Genomic DNA, 24,795 nt, shown 5'->3' on the forward strand with positions numbered 1-24,795 from the left:
TTATATTTTTCAAAGATAGTATGTGCACATATACCAATAATATAAGGATTACTTTTCCATCATTAGTTTTAAAATTAGTTCGTCTGTATGCCTAGTTCCTTCATTTCCAAGCTTACAGAAGCTTTCAATACTTTTTTCCACGTCATCATGGATAAACCCATCAGTAGATTTTATTTCTTGATTGTTGAGTGCTAATAATGCTGATTGAACCGCAACATTTGAACATGTGGATACTTTCATTGCACAGCCTGCCTTGGCCCCATCACAAATCATTCCAGAAACATTACCGATGGTATTTTGAATCGCAGCTTTAATTTGCTGCAGATTACCTCCAAGTAAATATACAATGGCTCCACTTGCACCCATTCCAGCCGCAGTTACACCGCACAGTGCCGATAAACGTCCAAATTTTGATTTGATATGAATAGTAATTAGATGGCTGAGTGCAACAGCTCGAATCATTTCTTCCTCTGAAACCCTTAGTTTTTCTGCAACTGCCACAACGGGAAGAGTTACGGCTATTCCTTGATTACCGCTTCCAGTGTTAGCCATTACTGGGAGTGTCGAACCTGCCATTCTAGCATCTGAACCGGCAGCAGCTAATGACATTGCCGCAGTGGCGATATCATCTGACAGAATTCCTTTTTTTACATTCTCTTTTATCGTCTTTCCTACACTTAATCCATAATCTCCAGAAAGACCTTCTTTCCCAATTACTCTATTTAATTCAATACTCTTTTTTACAATTGATAAAGAGCTTATTTCAACACTCTGAACCCATTCAACAATTTCATCAATACTGAGTGTTACCAATTCTTCTTCGTCTGTTTGGATACCAATATTTTCACATCCACCTGTGTACACAACCTGACCGTCAACCTCAATTAATGTGATATTGCTATGATTATCTGAAATAACTACTTTAGAAGCATGTTGATCGGTTTTCAAATTCACTTCAATATAAAGTCTCTTCGGTGTATCGGCTTGAACAGATGATACTTTACCTTTCTCGATTAGTTTTAACGCAGCCTGCTCATCGTAAAAAGTAAGTCCATCCAGTACTTCGAGTTGTTTCGTTGGATCTCCTGCAGCTGCTCCAAGTGCTGCAGCGAAGTCAAGACCACTGGATTCCATGCCTGGAATCCCAACAGATTTAGCATTTTTGATTATATTTCCACTTGCCTTTAATACGATCTCTTCTATTTCCCCTTTAACATAGCTTTTTGCAGTTGCTGCAGCCAATGCAATCGCAACAGGTTCCGTACAGCCAAGTGCAATGACTAATTCTTTTTCGAGAATGGATTCTATTTTTCCCTTCTTCATATATTCCACCCCTTCTCTTACTAAACTACCTTAACTAAGATATTACCATAGCTATGCTGATAAATATTTGGGGTAATTTTACCAAAAATACTAAAATAAAAAGAGTCTTTCTACTGAAGGAAAGACTCTTTTTAATGACTGGATTATCTTACACTGAATGGCCTATTGTTTCTTCTCCAATTTCCGCTTCTCTTCCAAACAATCTTGCATAGACACCATTGTTATTTCCCAGCAAATCTGCGTGTCCGCCCTGTTCGACAATACTTCCATTCTCTAGAACAATAATCTTGTCGGCCGAGAGAACCGTAGATAGTCGGTGGGAAATAATTAAGATAGTCTGCTTCCTGCCTGTTTTTAGGACTGACTCATTGATTTTCGTTTCAGTAATCGGATCGAGAGCTGAACTCGCTTCATCAAGAATGAGGATTGGAGCATCTTTAATGATTGCTCTTGCCAGCGATAATCGCTGCTTCTGTCCTCCTGAAAGAAGGCTGCCTCGTTCTCCGACCATTGTATTCAATCCCTCCGGCAGACTTTCAACCAATTCTTCGAGACCACTATCCTGCAAGGCTTTAAGTAACTCCTCATCCGCAGCATCTGGTTTTCCGATTCGCAGATTATCGGCCAATGAACCATTCCTTAATTGGACATCCTGAGTTACAATCGCCATTTGTGAACGCAGCCAAGCTGTATCCCATTCGGTAATATTCCTGCCATCGACTTCAATTTGGCCATTTTTGGTTTCATAAAATCTAAACAGCAAATCGACGATGGTAGATTTTCCTGAACCGCTAGGTCCAACTAAGGCTACTTTCTCACCCGCTTGAATTGTAAAAGTGACACCTGATAATACATTTTCCTCTTTTCCTGGATAGGCAAACGTAACGTCTTTAAGGCGAATACTGCCGCTTGCTCTTTCTCCTTGAATGCCTTCTTTTATTTCAGCTTCCGCAGGCTGATGAGAGAGCAGGATATCTGAGCGATCCAGCGCTGGTCCCGTTCTTCTTACAGACAGCCAGTTACGAAGCAATCTTTGCATTTCATTTGCGGCAATTGTGACTAATCCTCCAGCAGTAAGCATTTGTCCACTTGTTAAATTGTCGTTCCAAATTAATAAAGTACTAATTAAGTAGACAACACCTAGGGCAAACCCATTATAGCTGGCAATGACTACTACGGATTGCATTCTTGCCTTTAGTTCTTTAATAGAATGTTGTACAAATGAGTTCCTAATCGCAATGACACTTTCAACCTCATTTTCAGAAACACCCATAACCCGTGACAAATGAATTCCCGTAACGGATTCTCTCAGTCTTTCAAGATATCGGGAAGCCTCCTGCCGTGCGTCCGCCGATGCCGCTCTAGTCCTGATACCGACATAATTAGAAGTCCAATAAAAGATAATTCCCAGCACCACACTTGTAATCATTAAATACGGATGAATCCAAAGCAGCACTAGACTATATATGATTACCCCCTGAACGCTTGCCATGAAGGTCGAACCTTCCCAAGCAAGAAAATTATGCAGGGTATCAGGATCATCTGAAACTCTTGCCAATAGTTCGCCGGATGAATTGTTATGATAGAAAGAATAAGGGAGCACCTGCAGGTGACTGAACAGGCGCAGCTTTTGCCAATTGGTTACGGTCTTTGCTGTCTGATGACAAAAATATTCATCAATGACCATCATGACTAGATCAAAGATGGCAGAAAAGATTAATAACCACATTAATCCCCACAGCCAGGAGTGGTTTTCATTAGGAATGATGGTATCTACAAGCCAGCTTAGTGCTAGCGTTGGGATTAATGCCGAAAAAACTTGGCTTATGGCAATAACGACTGAGTCGGCAATAACCCACTTTTTATATGGCCGTAAAAACGACAGAACTCGGCGGCCATCCCGGTTCTTTTGCGGCTGGGAGACGGTATTTACACTCATCCAATCATCTCCTTTTCTAACTCACTATATTGAGCTTTGTATAATTCGTAATACTGCCCTCTTAAAGTGAGCAGTTCCTCATGCGTACCTTGCTCCGCCACCATCCCTTGGTCTAAGAGCAGGATTTTATCGGCATTCCTAACTGTAACAAGCCGGTGGGCAATCGTAATCGTTGTTCTTCCTGGAATTAATTGTTCAAGTGATTCCTGGACCTTTTCCTCCGTTTCACCATCCAAGGAAGATGTAGCTTCATCAAAAATTAACACGGGCGGCTGGCGCAGAATAGCTCTAGCAAGTGCCACCCTTTGCCGCTGTCCGCCGGACAGTTTTAATCCTCGTTCACCGACCACTGTTTCATACTTATCTTCCAAGGATTCAATTAATTGTGTTAATCCCGCAGCTTCGACTGCTTGATCCAATTCTTTTTGAGTGGCTTCCTTTTTTCCATATAAAAGATTATTGCGGAGTGTACTATTTAATAGAAACGTTTCCTGAGACACAACGCCTACCTGCTGTCTAAAACTATTTCGGTTGTAGGAGAATAGGTTCTTTCCATCAATTAGGACTTTCCCTTTTTCAGGTTCATATAATCCGAGAAGAATTTGTATAAGTGTACTCTTCCCTCCGCCGCTAGTACCAACAATCCCAATGTGATTTCCTGGTTCCATCGAAAGCGAAACACCTTTAAGTATTTTTTTATCGCCATTTGGATAGGTAAACCAAATATTATCTAAATCAATCTTTCCTTCTACTTCACCAAAGGAAGGCAGATTTTCTTCATGTTCTTCCGGCAGATCAAAATATTCATAGATTCTTTGTAATGCTGGTATAGCCTGTTGAATCGTTAATGCATTTTCAGCCAATGACCGTACTGGTAAAAACATGATTGGAATAAAGTTAAGACATGCAATCAGTGTTCCAATGGTCAGGTCACCTTTCCAGATGGAAAAGCCTCCGATTAACATTACAACACCGGGAGTTGCAATATTAAATAAATTTCCAAGCCGCCAATTGACCTTTCCAATTAAGGCTGCACGAATCGAGTAGTTCTTCCACTCTGTCTGCTTTTTTCTCTGGGTTTCAATTTCCTTTTTCTGTGTCTGAAATGTCCTGACAAGCCTGGTGCTTTCAATACTTTCTTGCAAATGCTGATACATATCTGCGCTCATATCTCTCTGTACGGCGCTCATTTTCCTCATTGTTTTACCAAGTTTAAAGGATGGAAATATGTAAATAGCGAATACAACAAACATGACAATCGCGGCTGGCCAGTATAAAGCGAAAACAGCTGAAAATGCAGCAACCGCACCGATTACTTGCTGTAATATACGGGGTACCACCGTGTTATTCAAGTTTTGAACGGACTCTACATCATGCGTTAACCGATATAACATATCTCCTCTTGGTGTCATTGTAAAAAAAGACATCGGTGTACGGTGCAGCTTTTTGAAAGCTCGTATCTGCATATCGGTAATTACATCTAAGCCAATTTTCACTTGCACATACTCCTGCAATGTCTCAAAAAGCGACTTCCCCAGGTAGGCAATGAGAACACCCCCTACAAGTAAAAGTAAGAATGTCATTTCTCGGCCGCCTATTACCTCATCCACCAGTTTTCCTGCTAGAATAGGGGGCAAAATGGTAAAAGCTCCACCCACTAAAGAAAAAAACAAAGCAAGCAAAAGCTTTCTCCAATATGGTTTAAAATGGTCTACTGTGATTTTTAATAATTTCATCATAATCCTCCTCGCAAGAATTTATTGTATTACAAAAAGTGAAAATATTCATTAATTTTATTTAGGGGAGGTGTAAATTTTTGGATTTTGATATAACAAAAAAAGGCAACAACCCTTAGGTTATTACCTTGCTTTTTGGTATCCCTTTTATAGTTAATATTCACGGTGCACCATAAAGTTCAATAAATGCTTTAGGAAAGTGGTGTTTCTTGGAATCTCCTGCAGTGTTTCGATTGCACAACAATAGTGATCCCACATCGCTTTTTTGGCACCATCAGACCCTAGAATTGAAACAAATGTTGAATTGTTGTTCTCTTCATCTTTCCCTGTCAGCTTGCCGAGCATGTCTAAACTTCCTTCCACATCAAGTAAATCATCTTTAATTTGAAAGGCAATACCAGCATGATAGGCGAATTTTTTCAAAGCTGATAGCTCAGTAACTTTAGCTTCCGCAAGAATCGCAGGCATAATGAGGGACGCCTCGAAGCCCAGCCCCGTTTTATAAAAGCACATCGCAGTTAAGTCTTCTACAGTTAACAGTTTCCCTTTGGAATTCAAATCCATTGCCTGCCCTTTACACATTTCTTCCGTCAATCTAGAAGAATATTGTATCAAGCTTAGCACGGTTTTCGGATTAAACCGGTCTAATGATGCCTGCTCCTCTATTGCCTTCTGTGTTAGATAGAGCCCTGTTAATTCCGCTATGGCGCTATCATAAACCATATGAAGGGTCGGGCGTCCACGCCGAATAACAGCATTATCCTGTGAAGGCAGATCATCAAAAATCAGTGAAGCTGTATGCATGTATTCCAATGATCTGATTAGCGGTACAATGGCCGGCTGTTCTAAACCGTATTCCCTAATTCCCATAATCCATGTAATAATCGGCCTTAACCTTTTCCCGTCTCCCTCTAAGCTATAGTTTGCTGCTTCAACGATTGGACCATTAAGTGTCTCATCTTTAGGAATTGGTAAAAGATGATTAATCTGGTTACGAACATTTTCGATTAAATCCGAGAATTCTTCTTGCTCATTTCGTTCAATTTTCAGGTTGGTTATCATATGGTCACGCAGGAGTTTATCAAAGAAATCCACGTCGTCTGCCTTAGCTGCCATCTTTTGAATTAGGCAATTGAATTTGGGATTTCCTGAAGAAAAGAGCTGCATCACTTCATTGTATTTATCTGCGCCTATTCGTTCTTTGAATCTCTTTAATCCATTTATGGCGCGGTCTAAAATGACCTCACATGCCTTTTTATCTGAGTGATAGACACTGTGAATTAAATTAGAAATGACTGTCCAGTATAATTCAAACGGATTAATTAGATCCTCCCGTTTATCGTGATAGGTCAGATAATAGGTATAAGGTGTCACAGCACCAGCCTTCAAATCATCAAACATATCAGCAAAATCATCTGCGAGCTGGTTGTATATACCATAATAGAAGGTTCGATTATCAAAGCCCTCATCTTCAGCGGCATTAATAACGGAACGTGCAATTAATCGTGAAGAAGATGATTTTAGAATAACCGGAATATAAAGTTCTTCATTTGTATAATTTTCGTATGATAAGTCCTTTTGCCGGTCCACTTCCTGCGAATGAAAAAATACATATGATTGTTCAAAAAAGGACTTAAGAGTCTCTGGATGCTGTTGTGCCTTAATATATTCAAACCCCTCTTTGAGCTCCGCATGAATAAACGTAATTAAAGCTATTGTTTTATCACTCCACTCTCCTCCTAATTTTGGTACTGTTCCAGTGGTAAGAGTGGTGCGTATCAAGTTAGAGTATTGATTTTTCTCCTTCTCTGATAAGACTTTTGAGTCAAGAAGGTCATCAATATATGGATAGGTCAAACCATATGAATAACCTAGCCTTATGGCTCGATCAAGTCTCCGAGCACGTTCCTCTAAGGGAGTTTTATCGTCCATTTCTTCCATCTCATGCATTACGACTCCAGCTATAATTTTAATAAGTTTTCGCTGAGCATGATTAGCGTCCATCCCCTCTGGAAGATGGCTGGATACAGTCTTAAGCTTGTCTATCATCCAGATGATGGCAGGTTCAATCGATTCCTGCTGGCCCCACCTGTACAGCCAGGCCATAGAGAGAATCTCATTCTTATTTTCACGAATTTCCTTTGGATTCGTAAGATTGTTTTTTAAACTGTTAACAACACTCTTAATTCTAGCCTGTGTCTCTTTTGAATCCAGCGCTTTACCCAAATCACGCATAAAAATATAAGATATGCTCCGATCCAGGTAATTGTCTAGTTTACCTGTGTAATCAAGATATTTAATATAATTGTGATAATCACGGGGATCTGCATTTCTCTTATCTCGAGAAAAAAAAGAGAATAGTGAATAATGCCGAATATGGTTGTGCTTCCAAGATTGTATATCTCTTGTTATCGTTGGAACATAGTTTTTTTGCGTAACTTGCTGGTAAAGCGAGTGAAAATACTCTCTTGCCTTTTGCTCAGCCACTGAATAACACGTATCTTCATTAATTAATACCGTCTTAATCATGTATACATTACCTCAACTTACGTTCGCTAGTATGTATATTAATAATACACGTAAGCATGAGCTTTATAACTAGTAAACTAAAAATAAAATAAAAAAATCCCTCAGAAATTTCATCTGAGGGATAATCTTTTCTGTCAGGTTCCTCCAACCATATATACAGGTATTATGCTGTATCTGGTAATTCACTGTCTGCAGTATGGCTTTGTTGAATCTTAACCTTATCACCTTTATCTGGTTTATCTTTTCCTTTACCGTTTTTTTTGTTATCCTTACCTGTTTTTTTGTCACCTTTACCTGGTTTGTTGTGCCCTTTACCTGGTTTGTTGTTCCCTTTACCTGGCTTTTCTGTGTCTCCTCCATCCTCGCCACCTTCGCCTGGCTCTCCTGCTTCATGTTCTATTTGTAAAGAAATAGTGAAAGTCTTACCAAATGAATGAGCAACATTCGTTCTTATCTTGAGTGTTGGTGATAACTGAAGGATTTCCACTTCACTATCTTTTTGAATCAAATCAAGATAATCAGTTTCGTTATCCATTTCGATTTCAATTGTACCGTTATTCTCAAGTGTTGGATCTGAGACAGCTATTTCCATGACACCGTTCATTTCTCGAGTGATAACGGACGCCTTCTGATTTGATGTAATACTTCTTTTTCTATCATCTTCGTTCCAGGAAACTTGAACTGGTTCATCCTTCCAAAAATTAAGCCCTGTTATTTTTGCCTGTTTGTCCCTTACAGCATGGACGTCAGTTGAGTTTTCTAAGATTTGAATACTTGGTTTAGCTGCAAACTTCTCTGTGCTCTCTTTTGTAGCATTTGGCAGCAGCACATACTCATAATTTGCATTTGTTGGATTTGTGCCATGATCAAACGACATCGTCACATAGTTTTCTTTTACTAATTCTGTCTGAGGCATGTTAACAGTTATATCTGACCATCGTCCTTCTTGTTCTGCCCGCTCTATTTTCATTGGCTGGTCATCTAAAAATACGTAGCCAATTCCCGAATTTACTGCATTTCCTTCTAAATGGATCCAGTGAGGATTTTCTATTGTTTCCTCTGAAAACATTCCAGTTTTAAGTTCACCATCAATCGTTAATTCATTTGAATTATCTTTTAATAGCTTCCGTTGTTCTACGATTGTTTCTACAGGTTTATGATCAGTACTATTTATTCCAGAACCTAATGCCACAATTACATCTTTAAACATAAACCATGATTTATTTGCACTCATGGCAGTACCAATTTGCTTTAAGTTCATACCTGCAATACCTATATCTCCGAGTTTTGACCCGCCAGCATATGAGTTTTCAGGTGTGGTTTCAGCGTCACCATGTTGATACTCACTAGAGAATCGTTCCCGTTGTACAACGGTTGTACCTGGTAATCGGTGCCAATTGACTGTAGCCCAGAAATTATCTGTATATTGGCCAAGGTCATTGGTGTATAGATAAGTCATACCATCTCCCGTGTACCAGCCTTTTGGATTTTGACCATTCGTTAACTCGTATGTCGCAATCCTTTTCGAACTTTTACTAATTCCGAATAGATAGTCATACCCTCTATGAACTGTTCGCGCCATAGAATTAAACGAGAAATGACTAGGTGTTTCAGTAACAGGTGTAATAGATGCATCTTTCGCCCATTCTTGTACTATAGACGCTAGGTCTAAAGGTAAATCATAATAATTCAGCCCTCGTTGCAGCTGATATGTGAAATGATTTTTCACTAATCCTTTTAGATATAGTGCTTTTTCCCGAGGAGCGTTTACTGCTATTCGTGAGATACCAATTAATATATTTCTAGCAGAATAGTACGCATCCATATTCTCCCTTACAATTGCTCTTCCCCTTGTCATATCAAGTACTTGACCTTTATATAAGATAGGAGCATAAGCCTCTTCAATCCATCGATATACATTTTCAATACTAGGATCTACTGGTTCAAAGGCAGTACCATTTAATAAGAATAATATATTACCTAGTCCTTGAATAAGAACCTCACCATAACTTCCCGTATATGCAATGGTATTATGCTGGATAAACGAACCATCCTCATAAAAACCATCACCCGATGTCGTGTAAGCAAAAAGCGGCGTTAAACCATCTCGAGCATTTAGAAGTCTATGATTGCTCTTTTCTAATACACCTATTTTTATTTGAGCAAGCATGATATCTGAACGGTTTGCTCCTACATGACGGAACTCTTCTGATCTGATATCACCAACATAGTGGTCCATACTTAACACATTTTCCACAATTTGTTCTGAAGGGGTATAATCATACATCAAAATTAATATATCAGTTAACCTAGTAGGAATTCCTATTTCCCAATTCCACCAATTACCGTAGATACTTCCGTCATTTGTATAATGATTTTCTGTTAACCATTCCAAAGCTCCTAGAATATCATCCTTTAAAAGCATATTGTGGTACAGGGATGACCCTTTATTTGCAAAAGCTTGTGCCAAAACTCTTAGTCTTGTGTAATTTTCATTTAAAATGGCAGAATCGCTAAGAGAAGGTTTTAGGTCACTCCATAGATATTCTTTATCATTATTTATATTTAAATCTTTCCAATATTTTAAGGCACTGTCTGTTAAAGATTGATTCCTCTGTTTAACCGTAACATTATTATAATCTAATGATTCATTACCTACTTGTGACTCTGCCCAGCGCTTTCGTATGACATCATATTCATCTGCTGCATCCTGATTTTTAACCACTACGGTTGCAGCAGCTTCTAACTTGCCATCTTCTGTAACAGCTCTTACTGTTGTTGCTCCAGTCCTTACTCCGGTAATTACTCCTCCAGCCGTAATTGCAGCAATATTTTCGTCATCACTCTTCCATGAAACATTGGTTGAGGCATCGTGAGGTATAAACCTCGGACTTAGTGTTACTGTATCGTTTGTATAAACGATTACCTCTTTTGGCAGTTCGATAGACTTTACATTTGGAGGTAAAACTTCGATATCAGCATGTGCCTCGAAACCACCATCTTCCGTTTTAACTGTAAGACGTGCTGTTCCTTCTTTAATACCGGTGATCATTCCTTGTTGATCCACTGAAATAATATCTGGATGGTCAGAAGCCCAAATAACATTTTGATTGGATGCCTCTTCAGGTTCAATTTTGTATTCAAGCTGTATCTTGTCATATTTATGAACTTGAACTGGTGTAACTAGATGGATATTCGTTACAGGAATATTTGGGATAACTTCAATAATTGTACTATTTTCTAATTCATTGTTTTCTACAGATGTCGCGTAAATTCTCACTTCTCCTAATTTTTCCCCTGCAACAACAAATCCATCTTTCGTAACACTTGCGATTGAATCGTCACTGCTTCGCCATATAAGATCCTTTTTCGTTGCGTTAGATGGCATAAATTGAGGCTCCAGTTGTACGCTCGTTGTTGCTGGCAATGTTATGCGCTCTGGTAAATTGATTGATTCTAGAGGTACGTACGCATTTACTTTAACCTGTATTACTTCTGAAAAATTACCTTCAACTGAAGTAACAGTAACTTTTGCTGCGCCTTCATTTATGCCGGTAACCAGCCCACCGTTGGTAACGGTTACAACATTTTCATCACTGCTTGAAAATTGAAGGCGTGTGTCAGAAGCACCCATAGGAAGTACACTTACATTGAGCTGTTTACTTAATGTCTCTGTTATTTCTAGAGAACCTGAGTCTGCCGACACACCTGTTACAGGTAAAAAATCAGATAGCATAATATCATCAACGTACATTTCCCCTGGAACATTGTTCGTGCTTTTAAATTGATAAACATAAAGAGTCCTAACATTTGACCAATCTTCTGTAATGTTAGCCGCAGCTAAATATTGCCCATTAACAAAGTAGGTTAGTACTTTGGTTGAATTATCTATAAAAATTTTAAAGTTTTGCCATGTATTTGGTTGATACTGTCCTATCACATTACGGTTAACATCCAGTATGTTTCCGTTCGTTGCGAATATTATTACATCTTTATTCGTTGTTGCGGTACTATCTGGTGTATTTAAACTTCTTAGTTGGAATCTTCTCTCTAGGTTTCTATCATTCAAATAGACAGAAGCTTCGAAAACAAGTTTACCAGTAATACCTGAAGCTCCTAAATTAGATCTGCCAATGTTAAGATGCTTCGTTGCATTAGCTGTCGTAACGAATTTTAAACTATAATCCTCCCTGCCAGGGGCTTGTTCCATTCGATAGAAGTTATTTACACCTTCTGAATTATATCCTCCCCAGTTTCCACCTATATCACCAGTAATAGTAACGGTTCCACTAGAATATAGGTCTTGATCTTTTACATTTGCTGATGATTCAAATGAAGTATATACATGTACTTTTCCGCTTGTGTCTTCTGGAGTGGATGCAGTTGCGGGCGGTACCATGGATAAAATAAGCAAAAGTGACAAGAAACACGCAAGTAATTTCCTACAGTTAAGATACATACTTACTCCCAAAATGATCCTCTCCTTACTGTTTAAAGCATGTCTTACATACCTATGAATGTTAAATCTTGGCATCAGCCTCTACTCTTTATGCACCAATTAAGCAGTGGAGTATACCAGTGCTATCCACTCCACCGCATTTTTGGCTAGTGTTACTCGTTAACTTTTAACTTGATTTCAAAGCTCTTCCCATAAGAATTCTTGGAGTCGATATGAATTAGTGTCTTTTTACTGGATACGGAAGCCTTAACACCCTTGCTCGCTTCTACTACTGCAGGCCGTGGCAGTTCCACCTCCAGCTTCATTTTATCAAGGCTGAAGGTCGGGTCGGAAACAGCAATCGTCACGATATCTCCGTCTTTTTTCACAAGAATCGATGCCGGATTATAGGATGTCACATTACTCACACTTTTCTTATTGCCACCAAAGAAATTGAACCCTTTCAACCCGAGACTTACATGCTCAACTGCATGCACATCTTCCGAATTAGACAAGATCCTCACCCCAGGATTTTTCGCGTATCGCTCCGTTTCCTCATCATTGAAATTAGGCAAAATCACATATGCATATTTCGCATTTTGCGGATTGGTTCCATGCTCCAGTCCTAATGTAAAGAAGTTCTTTGTAGTCATAGTGTCAGGGTTTGGAATACGGATTTTTTTTAGACTTTCCGTCACCGTGTTGGTTGAAACATTAATGCTTGCGGCCTCCGGGAAGTAATATCCTACTTTGCTTGTGTCATCATCGGTTTTAAAATTCAGCCATTTTAACTCGTATTGTCCATTTACAGGATTGAATAATTTGTTATTATCATAGGTTGCGCCGGTAATAGAACTGGTTTCGCTCGTGTCAAACATCCGGTTATCGATTGTGGAAATAACCTCACGACCCAGCTGATCCTTGATTCCAGATCCGAGTAAGACAATTTCATCATCAAACATAAATGCTGATTTATTCGCATCGGCATTTTTATAAACGACAAAGTCTTCAGGCAGTAATCCTTTCTGTTTATCTCGATAGCCAATCTCATCTCCTAGCTGAATCCCTGTTACCCCATATTTCCCCAGCTTTACCCCGCCGGAATACGTATTCGTACCTACCGGGAAATAAACATAATCATTTTGCGATACAGAGGATGCAAAGAAATTTAATGGATGATTGGTATTTTCATAGAAAAGCTTTCCGCCATAAAGCTCGGGAATCGTTTTTCTATCCTCTATAGGTACAGTTGTGCCCGGAAGCTTATAAGGATCCATTGCCGCAAAATAATGGGCACCAAATGATTTCGTTTGATCCCTTCCGGATAAGTATAAGTAATAGGCGCCATCCCCTTGGAACCACGGCATTAAGTTTTCGCCGCTCATATACTCATATTTGCTGATACGGTCAGAGCTTCTTGCAAATGCAAATGCATAGGAGTCTCTTAAATGGACCGTTTTATCCATTAAATTAAAGGCATAATGATTTTCGTTCGCAATCGCATTCTTAGCCTCAACATTAGAATCCGCGATCAGGTTATTGTACTGTACAACAGCTAAATTAGAAGTGAAGGATCCCGTATTAATAGTTCCTTTCGTAGTTTGAGCAATATATTTGATGTGGGATTTTAACTTCTGACTATCTTCTTCATTCAAGTAGTTCGTTAAATCTACCATCGCTTCTACAATACTATTAACATCCTGATACCCGGTTCCTGTTCTTGAAACTGCCCGGCCTTTGACAATTTCCATCATATATCCTTCAAAAATCACGGGAGAGAACCCTTGATATAACCAATTCTTGACGGTTGGAACCAATATTTCTTTCGGATTGTATGAACTATCGTCCAGAATTTTCATTGTTTGGATAATTCGATTGATGAGTACTTTTCCGTAGGAACCGGTATAGGCAACCCGGTGGTGCTGAATAAAGGAGCCATCCTCATAAAATCCATCCGTATTCCCATTTACAATATGATCAGGGTCAATTGTTTGGAAAACCGTCAGGATATTGGCCACTGCCTTTGATACCCGCTGCCCGTCCCCTGTAACTGCCCCTTGGATAATTCGATTGGTGGCGATATCGGCAAGGTTTGCACCTGTATGTTGACGGGCGGTTAAATCAATATCCCCGTCTTTTCCGTTTCTCAAGTATAAATCCATCGACTGAACATAATTCTCAATCAGCCCCGGTTTCTGAATTTTTATCTCATCCTCTAATAAAAGCAGGATTTTCGAAATATGATTCGGTGCACCTATTTCCCATTCATACCAGTTCCCGTAGTACCCCTGTTCTTGATCGGCAAAATAATTGGCATACAGCCAATCCAACCCTTCAATAACTTTATTGATTACTTGTTCATTTTTGTAAAAATTATTACCACCTTGGCTAGGATCTTTATAAGTCTTGGCAGCTAGCGCCATTTGGTATAAATATAAATAGGAGTTGGCTAGATTTTTTGGATCTTGGCCAAGTCTGACATCTTTGAACAGACCTTGTCCCCTTTCTTCACTTGGAAGGAACTCTCCGAGTCTTGTACTGGCATTATTGTGGATAGTATTGATTTTACTAGCTAGCAATGGGTCAGAATTTAAGCTTTTAGTACCAGCTAGATATGTAGTAAAGTTCTCCTTTAATTGATTTAGTTCGGTTAAAGTATCAGCGGTATTTGCCATGGTGGAAGTTTCTGCCGGCGTTTCAGAGGCTTGAACGGAGTTGTTATTGAAATCTAGTGCCGGAACTGTTAAGAAAGTAGTTAGAGTCAAGGATGTCGCCATAATTCTCTTGAGATTTTTTCCCATAAATACACCATCCTATTTAATTTTTTGTGTATCAAGAGCATCTCTATGCGCCCGGGAAGTGGAAACTTTTCTGTTTCACACTTCCCGGGCGTTTAGCACAAAAATTACTCAGCAACTGTTTGGAATTTGGTTTGAACTTTTTTATCCTTTTGAAACGCCTTTGATACCAGGGCATAAATCAGATAGGCAGCAACACTAAAAGCTATCATTGAAGCCGCTGGAAAATAAAGGATGATCACCACTGTACCAGCAATAATGCACAGGGAAAGAAACACAAATTGAGGATATCCTATTGAAAGCAGCATGGCATTCTTGATGGCGTCTTTCCAAGACACTCGGTAATGAACGATGATTGGGAATATCGTAATGGATGCAAACAGATAAACAATACTTAAAAGGAAGAAAAACGCAAATAGTACGTATTTTAGGTTCGATTGCATTTGATTAGTGATGATAAAGTCTCCGATAAGCAAAAAGGTAAAAAAGATCCATAAAATGCCAAGTATAAAGCTTTGTCTAAAGTTAGCCTTTAAATGGCGGAAAAAAGCAGAAAAGATTTTAATATCCTTTTCCTTCTGCCACTGTCGAACTACAGCAAACAAAGCGGTTGTCGCCGGAAAAATAGTCAGAATCGGAAGGCATATCACCAGCCATAATAAATTCAATATAAAGGCATTCATGATAAACTCCATTGTTCGATATAGCTTCCCATTCATTTCATCATTCCCCTTTCAAATTCTATTTGGATAAGAAACGCCGATCACTCTTCGACATTTCCATATCCGAATATCTTACCAGTACATTTTCCAATCCTTAACAAGTCGAATTAATGCCTCAAAATAATAGTAATCGCCCCAGATACAGCTTTCATCCACACCGCGTCCGCCGGCTTTGTAGTATACAGCATGCTTAAGGATTCCGTTTGCTTCACTATCAATATCGGTACGATAGTTTTCATATAAGGACTGCACCATCTTTAATGAAGCATTTTCATAGATTTCTTTTTCTGGATCCGTTAATGGTAAATATTTGACCATCTCAAGCAGCCCGCATACCGTGATCGCAGCGGCAGAGCTGTCCCGTTCTTCATCACCTTCTGTAAAAATTAAATCCCAGTAGCAAATCTCATCTTCCGGTAAACGGTTCAAATAATAGTTTGTAAGTTTTTTTGCTAACTCTACTAAACTCCAATCTCCTGTGTAATTGTAGCTGAGTGGGAAACCATAGATCCCCCATGCCTGCCCACGGGCCCAGCAGGAGTCATCTGAAAATCCTTGGTGAGTATTGCCGTACAACGGTTCACCTGTCTCAGGATCCATGTAATACGTATGGAAAGTGGAGGCATCGTGTCTGACAATGTATTTCGCTGCCTGTTTGATGTGAGTCTCGGCAATTTTTCGATAAAGTGGTTTTCCAGTCACTTCTGATGCCCAGTAGAGGAGCGGAAGGTTCATGTTGCAGTCAATAATCATTCTTCCCCGCTCTTTTGGATCATTTAGATTGCCCCATGCCTGAATAATACCTGCTTTATCGTAATAGCGGGTGATTAACAAATCAGCTGCCTTCACTGCGATATCCTTGGCTTCTTCATTACCGGTAAGCTTATATGCGCTGACACAGCTTAATGAATATAAGAAGCCTAAGTCATGGTGGTCAACCTCTATTCGTTGTTCTAGACGTTCTTTAAAACTTTGAATCTGCTTCTCTGCAACTTTCCTATATTTTTCATCCCCTGTGTATTCATAGGCAAGCCAGAGCATCCCCGTCCAAAAGCTTGTCGTCCATTCTACATTTTCAATGGAGGGATATACAAGACCTACACTATTGGAATCAGGAAACTTGTCTGTGAATCCATCTAAGCTTTGATCAATTTTGGCCAGAACATGCTTAATGGCATTTTCAACAAAAGCACGGTCGACTGCGGGTGACTTCGTAAAACGTTCAATATTTTTTATTTTTTCTTTGTGGACTTCTTCAACAAATAAGGTCATTGGCAATGCTCCTCCAATTTGTAATAAAATGGGTCTTTCATATCTTTCAGCCAGTTATGCAGCCTTCTTTCAAGATCCTCTGCAATCCGATGTTTGAATGGATTTTGTATTTTCTCTGGATGCAATTGATATTTATCTTGTTTCAAATCGTATAATAAGCGAATACTTTCATCTTCAGGAGAATAACCATGGTGAATCACATAGGTGAATTCGTCTGTCCGAATCGCTCTCCAGCCAAATTGCCGATTATCCAGTCCGGCACTTCGAAACGCTTCAATTGCTTCCTTTCTTCCCGGATATGCGCTAATAAACGCTTCCTTCGGTCCTCCATGTTGGTGTTTAACGATGAAGTCACTTAAATCATTTCCCTCAACACTTCTAGGAATTTCTAATCCTAGAAAACTTAGCAAAGTCGGCATAATATCAACGGTATTAAGTAAGAGATCTGTCTTTATTTTTGGAATCACATTCGGCCAGCGAATACAAAATGGGACACCAATCGATTCTTCAAACCATACATGCTTCGCCATTAAACCGTGAGAGCCCATCATTTCGCCATGATCCGAAGTCAAAACAACAATCGTGTTCTCCTCGAGCTTTTCTGTTTTTATTAATTGTAAAATTCTCCCGAATTGATCATCGATACCTGATATAGCAGCAAAGTAATTTAATTGATTATCCTTTAATTCATCTATGCCCCCGTCCACCTCTTCCCCTGTATGAACAAAGAAGCGGGAATACGAGACATTTTCCCGGAGGGTTATATGCTCCCGGTTATAAAGTCTCTTATATTTTTCCGGTACTTGATCAAATGGACTATGCGGCGGATTCCATGATAAAAATAATGCAAAGGGCTGCTCATTTTTTCGGTTCTGAATAAAGTTGATAGCTTTATCAGTCTCATGTTCGACAGACCATTGATTTACTTTAATTTTTTCCGGGCTATCCTGCCAATAATGCGGCGAGAGATGCTCATCCCAAGCCCCGTAGGAATACCAATATTGGAAACCGTGGCGTTTCGGTCCGGGAGGTGTATACGCGTCCCACCCCTTTGCACCGGATTCCGGCTGCTCCGCTACATTTAATTCCGGCAAATCCAAATGCCACTTTCCGATATATCCTGTTTGATAGCCATTTTCCGCCAGGACGTCTCCAATTCCGATTTCATCGGGGCTTAACATAACATCTGCCCCCACCTTACAGTTCGTATAAACTCCGGTGCTGCTTGGGTACCTGCCGGTAAGCAAGGAAGCCCGGTGCGGAGAACATAAAGGAGAGCAGGTTACGGCATTTGAAAAGATTACACCTTCTTTGGCGAAGGTATCAATATTCGGCGTAATTACCTGATCTTCTCCCTCATAACCAACAGCCTGACGGCGCCATTGATCTGCAAAAATATAGATTAGATTTGGCCTTTGTTGTCTCTCCATGTTCTTTCTCCTTCATCATTTAATTCCTGTATTGGCAACACCTTTTATAAAATGATCCTGAGCTAAGAAGTAAACAATGATTGTTGGTATAACCGCGGATACAGCTGCTGCCATTAAAAGAGAATATTCCGTGTTATATTCAGTAATAAAATGCTGGATACCCAGTTGTAATGTATACAAATGATCAGAAGTTAGATAGATTAATGGCCCTAAAAAGTCATTCCATGAATGCATGAATGAGAAAATAACCAGTGTTGCAATGGCCGGTTTAGACAATGGCATAATAATCCTCCAATAAATGCCAAACTCAGTCAAACCATCAATTCTAGCTGCTTCTAATAATTCATCCGGGATCGATAAGAAAAACTGCCGGAATAAGAAAACCCCAAATGGATTAAACATCCCTAGAATAATAAGTGACCAATGAGAGTTCACCAGCCCCAGCTTACTCATCAGCATAAATTGAGGAATCATCATAACCTGATACGGAATCATCATCGTAGCTACATAAATAAAGAATAATTTATTGCTTTCAGGGAAATTAATTTTCGCAAACGCATAGCCTGCAAGGGAACTATTGATAATTACTAAAATAGTAGTAATAACTGCAATCTTTAACGTATTCAAGTAATAAAGATGAAACGGAACGGTTGTCCAAACGTTTTTGTAATTTTCCCAGCGGAAGGTTTCTGGAATCCATTTAATAGGGAACCCAAATATTTCTGTCTCCGCTTTTAACGACGCAGATAACATCCAAACAAATGGCAAAATCATTGCTATTGAAACAAAAATAATAACAAGATACTTTACTATTTTTCCGATAGATATTTTTTTTCTTTTTTTAACTTCAGCGGTGTATACGGATGCTTCCGTGGCAAGATTCATAACTTCCCTCGTCCTTTCTCTTTGTTTCCCATTAATAATTCACCCATTTTTTCTGTCCTCTAAATTGAATGATAGATATAACAAGAATGAGCAGGAACAATACATAAGCCATCGCTGAAGCATATCCATACTCAAATTGCTTGAATGCTGTATTATAAATGTCGTATACAAGCACATGGGTGGATCTGCCAGGTCCTCCACCGGTCAGGACATATATTAAATCAAATACTTTAAACGAGTTAATGACACCAATAATTGTCGTAAAGAATAGAACTGGGGATAACATTGGCACTGTGATATTGAAAAATTTTGAAATGGGTCCTGCACCGTCCAATTCAGCTGCTTCATAAAGATAATCTGGTATATTCTGGAGCCCAGCTAAAAATAAAACCATATAATAGCCGACAGAATGCCAAATATAAACGATAGAAACGGAAATTAAAGCCCAGGCCGGTGACGATAGCCAGCCTGGCGGCTGATCAATCCCTAAGTTCATTAATACCCCATTAACGGGTCCCATCGTAGGGTTAAAAATGAGCTGCCATACTGCTGCAACAGCAATCGTAGCTGTAACATATGGAAGGAAAACTGCTGTCCGAAAGACCTTAACAAAGCGTATTCCCTGATTTAAGACCACAGCAATTAACATGGAAAGGAATAGAGTAATAGGGACAGAAATTACCATGAAAAGAATACTATTAAAAAATGAAATTTTAAAATTCTCATCTTTTAATAATTGTTTATAGTTGTCTAATCCAATAAACTCTACTACTCCAAACCCATTCCATGAGGTAAAACTCATAAAAAAGGAAGCAATTACAGGAATTAGAATAAATAATAGGAAGCCAATGATATTGGGTAGAAGAAAGGTATATGCGATGAATCGATTTCGCCTAATCGTTTTTGACTTTACTTTGTTACCAGTTTTCATGCTAATTTACATCCTTTCTTAAAAAAAGGGGTACTGCTGTTTTGATAACTAGCGCAGTACCTCACTTTTCTTTATTACTATTCTCCGTACTTACTAGCCCATTCGCCTTTCACACGCTTGGTTATTTCCTTAATTGCGTCATCCACTGATTTCTGACCCAGCAAGGCAAGCTCTCCTTCTTGCTTAAAGATTTGTTCTACGACAATATTCTTTACTCCAGGAAGCATTGGATATTCTGGGTATTCTTTTGTTTCTAGGAAATAGTGCAGGTTCTCTGGCTTTTGTGTGCCGTCCCCAAGATAAGCTGCTTCTACTTCCTTATCCATATAACCTGTTAAATAGCCCTCAGAAGCAAGAAGCTTGGCTCCTTCTTTCCCTGACATATACTTAAGGAATTCAAATGCTTCATCTGCATGCTTTGTATTTTTGTTCATCATAATCGTAACTGGTAATGCTAGTGATGTATTCTTTGCTACACCTTCTGGATGTGGAATAGGTACTACATCCCAATCAAACTTAAGCTTCCCTTCTTTTTCCCCTTGACGAAGCTGAGCAACATGCCAGTCTCCAATGATATTCATCGCAATATTCCCTTTTTGGAAGGCCGCATTATAGTGTGCACCAGTTGTTACCTGTTCAGACCAATTCATAATGGAACCGTCTTTTTCAAGATTCACCCTTACTTCTAATGCTTCTTTAAATGGTGTTAAATCCTTATCAATAACGGAGGAACCATTTTGAACTGCACTCATATACCATGTTTGCGGCCATTGTTGTAAATATGCACCATACACTTTACTTTCACCACTGCCGCTTGTCATTTTCTTTGCTAATTCACGGAAATCATCCCATGTCATATCATCACTTGGATACTCGACACCCTTTTCATCAAAAAGTGTCTTGTTATAATAAAGCATCCAGTTGGATTTACGATAAGGAAGGCTCATTACTTTTCCTTCATATTTATAAGTGTCATACATGGAACCATACCCTGAAACATCCATTCCACTGTCCTTTATGTGCTGATCTAGTGGAGCTACAATTCCAGTATCAACCATATTGTCTAATTGCCCAGTAAAAAGATCATACCCTTCACCGCCTGAAAGCTGCATACGGATTTTTTCATAATATTGCTGCTGAGGAAAAGTTTCAAAAGTGATCTCAATATTTGGGTAATCCTTTTTAAAATTTTCATAACCTTTTTTAAAGACTTCTTCATCTGCAGGAAAAACTGCCATTTTCAAGCTTACTTTTTCATTCGAATCTTTTTTCTCTTTCGGCTCTGCATTTCCTTTTTCAGACCCGCCGTTTGCACAGCCAGCTAAAATTCCAAGAAATAGAATCAATAGTGCTAGTAAACTAATTCCTTTTTTCATACTTTGTAGCCCCCTTATTTTTTTTAGTAGTTTGTTATATACTTAGTGTAAAGGTTTTCATTTTTAAGAATAAGTAGAAAATTTCTTTCCCCTTTTTTCTAACCAGGAGTGACTAACATGATTTTTCTCTGCCTTGTTTTCATGGTATTTTTAATCTTTTTTATCTATAAAAACCTTAGCAGCAGGTCGGTTTTCTTTTTATGTGCTCTAACGATTGGATGGATAATGGCGTATATTTCTTTCACCCTCTATCTATCAAAATTTAATTACTATTATAGTATTGTGAACCAATTTATTGATCTTGGTCCTGGCACCTGGAGCCGACTAGTTTTAGGGAACTTTGATACTCATTCGTTAATTCGGCTCTTGAATTTAGGAATTACCCTCTTCTATTTTTCCTTTTTAAGTTTTTCGATTTCATTTACCAGCAATTTCACAAATAGAACAAGATTGCGCTATGTTTACCTTGCGCTGGGTTTGGTTGGAATGGTTCAGTTTCTATTTTATGACCCTAGTATCAACCTCTACCTTCAGAACTTATCCTCTGAAACGGAGATACTCACAAAGCAATACCAACAATTCAGCAGAATAGGAGATATTGTTTTCCAGACAATAAATTATGCCTATCTTATTCTTAGCTTTGTCCTATTTGTCTTTCATTACATACGTTATTACAAACTAAGGTCCATTCGTGACCATACACTTTATATGATGATTAGCTTACTGCCAATCACGTTTTTACAGTTATTTGTTTTTTACTGGGCTCCTTCCAACTTTGTCAAAACCACCTTTAGTGAAAGTTTTGTTAATTACGTCCAGCCGCCGATTAATTTATTTTTAATGGAATATCGTTTTTTTCCGTTTCTAGCCATCGCTGCTATCGGTATTATGCTCTACAATATTTACAAATACAAAACGAATGAAGCACGTTATTCAACCAGCAATATTATTACGAAGAAAAAGATTGATACCGCCTCTATGGGGGTTAGAGCATTTACGCATGCCATTAAAAACCATCTATTGGCGATTCGTTCAGAGGCTGAATATTTACAGGAAAGATTTTCTGATGATGAGGATGCATTATATAGCTTGAAATTAATTACCGAGTCGTGTGAACATTCGTTTCAAAGTATTAACCAAGCTAATGAGAAGCTTAAGCATATCACGTTAAATATCAAGGCTGTTCCAATCGAGCAGCCAATCGAAAAGGCCATTAAGCGTTTTAATTCTATGCTGACTCATGTGGAGTTCCAATTTGAAAAACCACCTTCAAGCATTATTGTATATATTGATGAAGACCATACCCACGAGGCGGTCTATAATATCCTAAATAATTCAGTTGAAGCACTCGGAAGTAAAGGTGGAAGAATTTCAGTTATGTTAAACCAGGTTGATCAATGGGGAACGATTACGATTAGGGATAACGGTCCAGGGATTGCACCCGAAAATGTAGATGAAATATTTACCCCCTTTTTCTCGACGAAACCAAGCATCACCAACTGGGGAATTGGTTTATCATTTTGCCATAAGGTGATAACAGCCCATGGCGGGAAAATTGAAGTGACAAGTGAATTAGGTAAGTTTACTCAATTTAATATTCTATTGCCACTGGCAAAGAGGGGATAAAATATACCACCCCTTTGCCTTATTTTTGGGAGGTATTCATTTGGAAAAGATACATATATTAATAGCTGACGACATGGAGGCCCATCGCAGACGGCTGGAACGAATAATAAATGGTGTGGACAGCCTTTCTTTAGCTGCCACTGCTAAAAGCGGCTACGAGGCCATTGCTTTTGCGGCGGTTAAAAAACCAGATATTATATTAATGGATATTGAAATGGAAAGTCAGATGGCAGGAATTAAGGCAGCTTCCGAAATTCATAAAATTTTACCCGATACGAAAATCATTATGTTGACCGTTCATCAGGATAATAATATTGTTTTTGCAGCTTTCCAAACGGGGATTGTTGATTACTTAATGAAATCAGCACCAAAGGAAGAAATTATTGAAGCGATTTATTCTGCTAGTAACAATCAGTCACCGATCCGGCCAATCATTGCACAGAAAATCAGGCAGGAATTTGCTCGAATAAAAAAATCCGAAGATCAATTAACCCATTTTTTTAAAATCGTTGCAAACCTGACTCAATCTGAGCTTGAGGTATTGAAACTCCTTTGCAGCGGTCTTAAACGTAAAGAAATTGCAGAAATCAGGGCCGTTGAATTAGAGACGATTAAAAAGCAAATCAGCAGCCTATTAAAAAAATTTGATAAAAATAATACAAGAGAAATCATTACCGAAGTTAACGAACTCAAACTATTTGAATTAATTGGTGAATTATCATAAGATTAGGGATGGTACCTATGCGTTAGCAAATACCATCCCTTCTTTTTATTTTGGCTGTAAAACATCCGTTTCCTGGCTTTTTGCTATTTTCTCATGCCATGAACTAGCGGTTTGTTTTAGAACAGCATTTAGTTCTTGAATGTTTTTTCTGCCTGTATCCTTAAGCCAAGCGCGTCCAGCTTCTTCACCAATTTCCGCAAATGGTGAAACACCGTTCTTCCAAGTGGCACGGCCGCATAAAACACCGTTAAAGGTGGAACCAGATTCCTTGGCAAATCTTAATGTCTCTTGGAATAATTCTGCACTTACGCCTGCACTTAAGAAGATAAATGGCAGGTGGGTTGCATTGCTTTGTTCCTTAAAATATCCAGCTGCGGCTTCCTTTGTATAGGCCGCTTCATCATTTGTGTACCCTTCGACAAAATTCATATCAACCGGGACCTCGACTTTTAATACGTCTACCTGATACTGCGGCTTCGAAAACTCTCTCATTGCCTCAATCACTTTATGTGGTTTCACTTTTGCATACTCTAAACTTTTTACATCTTCGTTTTTGGCATCGTAACTAACAATCTCAAGGAAAAATGGAATGTCCTCTGCCGCACACTCTGACCCAACCCGCTCCATATACACATGCTTAAAGTCATTGATTTTTTCATCTTCATCTACATCGTAATAGAGTAAAAATTTCACCGCGTCTGCTCCTGCTTCCTTCAAGCGTCTTACCGACCATTCTTCTAATAAATCAGGCAAACGCCCCACAGTATTGGCGTCATAACCAGTTTTTTCATAGGCAACTAACAGCCCGGCATCCGAATGGCGGACTTTTGCTGCAGGCAGCCCATACTCCGGATCTAATAGAATAGAAGTGGCATATGGTGTCAATTCCTCAGAAACTAGTTCTTTGAAGCGGACAATCCCCTCGTCCCCAATCGGGGCAGCACCTCCGGATGCAATCATTTTCTTTAACGAACCACGTTGATCAATTGCTAATGCTCCAATAATTCCATTTTCATCTGATAATCGTTCCAGTGCTGCTAGTTTGCTATCTGTAAGTCTTAACATC

General features: G+C 39.0%; 15 protein-coding genes. 2 read left to right on the top strand and 13 right to left on the bottom strand.

Going from position 1 to position 24,795, the window contains the following annotated elements:
- Nucleotides 1-48: 48 nt before the first annotated feature.
- The 12 genes from SFC47_RS21395 to SFC47_RS21450 form a co-directional block, all read right to left on the bottom strand.
- Nucleotides 49-1,323, bottom strand: a complete 1,275-nt coding sequence (locus SFC47_RS21395) for an L-cysteine desulfidase family protein (protein WP_411256544.1) — start codon at nucleotides 1,321-1,323, stop codon at nucleotides 49-51.
- Nucleotides 1,324-1,471: 148 nt separating this feature from the next.
- Nucleotides 1,472-3,262: an ABC transporter ATP-binding protein gene (locus SFC47_RS21400; RefSeq protein WP_411256545.1), complete on the bottom strand. Its 1,791-nt coding sequence runs from the start codon at nucleotides 3,260-3,262 to the stop codon at nucleotides 1,472-1,474.
- Nucleotides 3,259-5,001: an ABC transporter ATP-binding protein gene (locus SFC47_RS21405; protein ID WP_411256546.1), complete on the bottom strand. Its 1,743-nt coding sequence runs from the start codon at nucleotides 4,999-5,001 to the stop codon at nucleotides 3,259-3,261. The genes SFC47_RS21400 and SFC47_RS21405 overlap by 4 nt, the downstream gene beginning before the upstream one ends.
- Before the next feature lie 150 nt (nucleotides 5,002-5,151).
- On the bottom strand, nucleotides 5,152-7,527 hold the full coding sequence (locus SFC47_RS21410; protein WP_411256547.1) for a polyprenyl synthetase family protein: 2,376 nt from the start codon (nucleotides 7,525-7,527) through the stop codon (nucleotides 5,152-5,154).
- Nucleotides 7,528-7,690: 163 nt separating this feature from the next.
- Nucleotides 7,691-11,941 carry a polysaccharide lyase family 8 super-sandwich domain-containing protein gene (locus SFC47_RS21415; protein WP_411256548.1) on the bottom strand — a complete coding sequence of 1,417 codons (4,251 nt, stop codon included), beginning with the start codon at nucleotides 11,939-11,941 and terminating at the stop codon, nucleotides 7,691-7,693.
- Between the two features lie 197 nt (nucleotides 11,942-12,138).
- Entirely contained in the window at nucleotides 12,139-14,766 is a 2,628-nt protein-coding gene (locus tag SFC47_RS21420) for a polysaccharide lyase 8 family protein (protein ID WP_411256549.1), read from the bottom strand.
- A 104-nt stretch (nucleotides 14,767-14,870) separates the two neighbouring features.
- Complete coding sequence (locus SFC47_RS21425) at nucleotides 14,871-15,482, bottom strand: YesL family protein (protein WP_411256550.1); 612 nt, start codon at nucleotides 15,480-15,482, stop codon at nucleotides 14,871-14,873.
- A 75-nt stretch (nucleotides 15,483-15,557) separates the two neighbouring features.
- Nucleotides 15,558-16,757, bottom strand: a complete 1,200-nt coding sequence (locus SFC47_RS21430) for a glycoside hydrolase family 88 protein (protein ID WP_411256551.1) — start codon at nucleotides 16,755-16,757, stop codon at nucleotides 15,558-15,560.
- Nucleotides 16,754-18,187 carry a sulfatase family protein gene (locus tag SFC47_RS21435; protein WP_411256552.1) on the bottom strand — a complete coding sequence of 478 codons (1,434 nt, stop codon included), beginning with the start codon at nucleotides 18,185-18,187 and terminating at the stop codon, nucleotides 16,754-16,756. The genes SFC47_RS21430 and SFC47_RS21435 overlap by 4 nt, the downstream gene beginning before the upstream one ends.
- A 15-nt stretch (nucleotides 18,188-18,202) precedes the next feature.
- Complete coding sequence (locus SFC47_RS21440) at nucleotides 18,203-19,072, bottom strand: carbohydrate ABC transporter permease (protein ID WP_411256553.1); 870 nt, start codon at nucleotides 19,070-19,072, stop codon at nucleotides 18,203-18,205.
- 31 nt (nucleotides 19,073-19,103) lie between these two features.
- Nucleotides 19,104-20,003 (bottom strand): carbohydrate ABC transporter permease, encoded by a 900-nt coding sequence (locus SFC47_RS21445; RefSeq protein WP_411256554.1) that lies wholly within the window; start codon nucleotides 20,001-20,003, stop codon nucleotides 19,104-19,106.
- A 77-nt stretch (nucleotides 20,004-20,080) separates the two neighbouring features.
- Nucleotides 20,081-21,379 (bottom strand): ABC transporter substrate-binding protein, encoded by a 1,299-nt coding sequence (locus tag SFC47_RS21450; protein ID WP_411256555.1) that lies wholly within the window; start codon nucleotides 21,377-21,379, stop codon nucleotides 20,081-20,083.
- A gap of 117 nt (nucleotides 21,380-21,496) precedes the next feature.
- Here SFC47_RS21450 and SFC47_RS21455 point away from each other — a divergent pair, with 117 nt between their 5' ends.
- Nucleotides 21,497-23,005: a sensor histidine kinase gene (locus SFC47_RS21455; protein ID WP_411256556.1), complete on the top strand. Its 1,509-nt coding sequence runs from the start codon at nucleotides 21,497-21,499 to the stop codon at nucleotides 23,003-23,005.
- A 40-nt stretch (nucleotides 23,006-23,045) separates the two neighbouring features.
- Nucleotides 23,046-23,729, top strand: coding sequence for a response regulator (locus tag SFC47_RS21460; RefSeq protein WP_411256557.1), 684 nt, complete (start codon nucleotides 23,046-23,048; stop codon nucleotides 23,727-23,729).
- Nucleotides 23,730-23,774: 45 nt separating this feature from the next.
- Here the strand turns inward: SFC47_RS21460 and lacD are convergent, their stop codons facing one another.
- On the bottom strand, nucleotides 23,775-24,794 hold the full coding sequence (gene lacD / locus SFC47_RS21465; protein ID WP_411256571.1) for a tagatose-bisphosphate aldolase: 1,020 nt from the start codon (nucleotides 24,792-24,794) through the stop codon (nucleotides 23,775-23,777).
- Nucleotide 24,795: the final 1 nt, after the last annotated feature.

Origin of the sequence: Neobacillus niacini (assembly GCF_046591715.1) — a bacterium.
Lineage (GTDB): Bacteria > Bacillota > Bacilli > Bacillales > Cytobacillaceae > Neobacillus > Neobacillus niacini_L.

Bases quoted from the DNA above. Each gene is read 5' to 3' on its own strand.
- SFC47_RS21395 (WP_411256544.1), bottom strand. From the start codon at position 1,323: ATGAAGAAGGGAAAAATAGAATCCATTCTCGAAAAAGAATTAGTCATT.
- SFC47_RS21400 (WP_411256545.1), bottom strand. From the start codon at position 3,262: ATGAGTGTAAATACCGTCTCCCAGCCGCAAAAGAACCGGGATGGCCGC.
- SFC47_RS21405 (WP_411256546.1), bottom strand. From the start codon at position 5,001: ATGATGAAATTATTAAAAATCACAGTAGACCATTTTAAACCATATTGG.
- SFC47_RS21410 (WP_411256547.1), bottom strand. From the start codon at position 7,527: ATGATTAAGACGGTATTAATTAATGAAGATACGTGTTATTCAGTGGCT.
- SFC47_RS21420 (WP_411256549.1), bottom strand. From the start codon at position 14,766: ATGGGAAAAAATCTCAAGAGAATTATGGCGACATCCTTGACTCTAACT.
- SFC47_RS21425 (WP_411256550.1), bottom strand. From the start codon at position 15,482: ATGAATGGGAAGCTATATCGAACAATGGAGTTTATCATGAATGCCTTT.
- SFC47_RS21430 (WP_411256551.1), bottom strand. From the start codon at position 16,757: ATGACCTTATTTGTTGAAGAAGTCCACAAAGAAAAAATAAAAAATATT.
- SFC47_RS21435 (WP_411256552.1), bottom strand. From the start codon at position 18,187: ATGGAGAGACAACAAAGGCCAAATCTAATCTATATTTTTGCAGATCAA.
- SFC47_RS21440 (WP_411256553.1), bottom strand. From the start codon at position 19,072: ATGAATCTTGCCACGGAAGCATCCGTATACACCGCTGAAGTTAAAAAA.
- SFC47_RS21445 (WP_411256554.1), bottom strand. From the start codon at position 20,003: ATGAAAACTGGTAACAAAGTAAAGTCAAAAACGATTAGGCGAAATCGA.
- SFC47_RS21450 (WP_411256555.1), bottom strand. From the start codon at position 21,379: ATGAAAAAAGGAATTAGTTTACTAGCACTATTGATTCTATTTCTTGGA.
- SFC47_RS21455 (WP_411256556.1), top strand. From the start codon at position 21,497: ATGATTTTTCTCTGCCTTGTTTTCATGGTATTTTTAATCTTTTTTATC.
- lacD (WP_411256571.1), bottom strand. From the start codon at position 24,794: ATGTTAAGACTTACAGATAGCAAACTAGCAGCACTGGAACGATTATCA.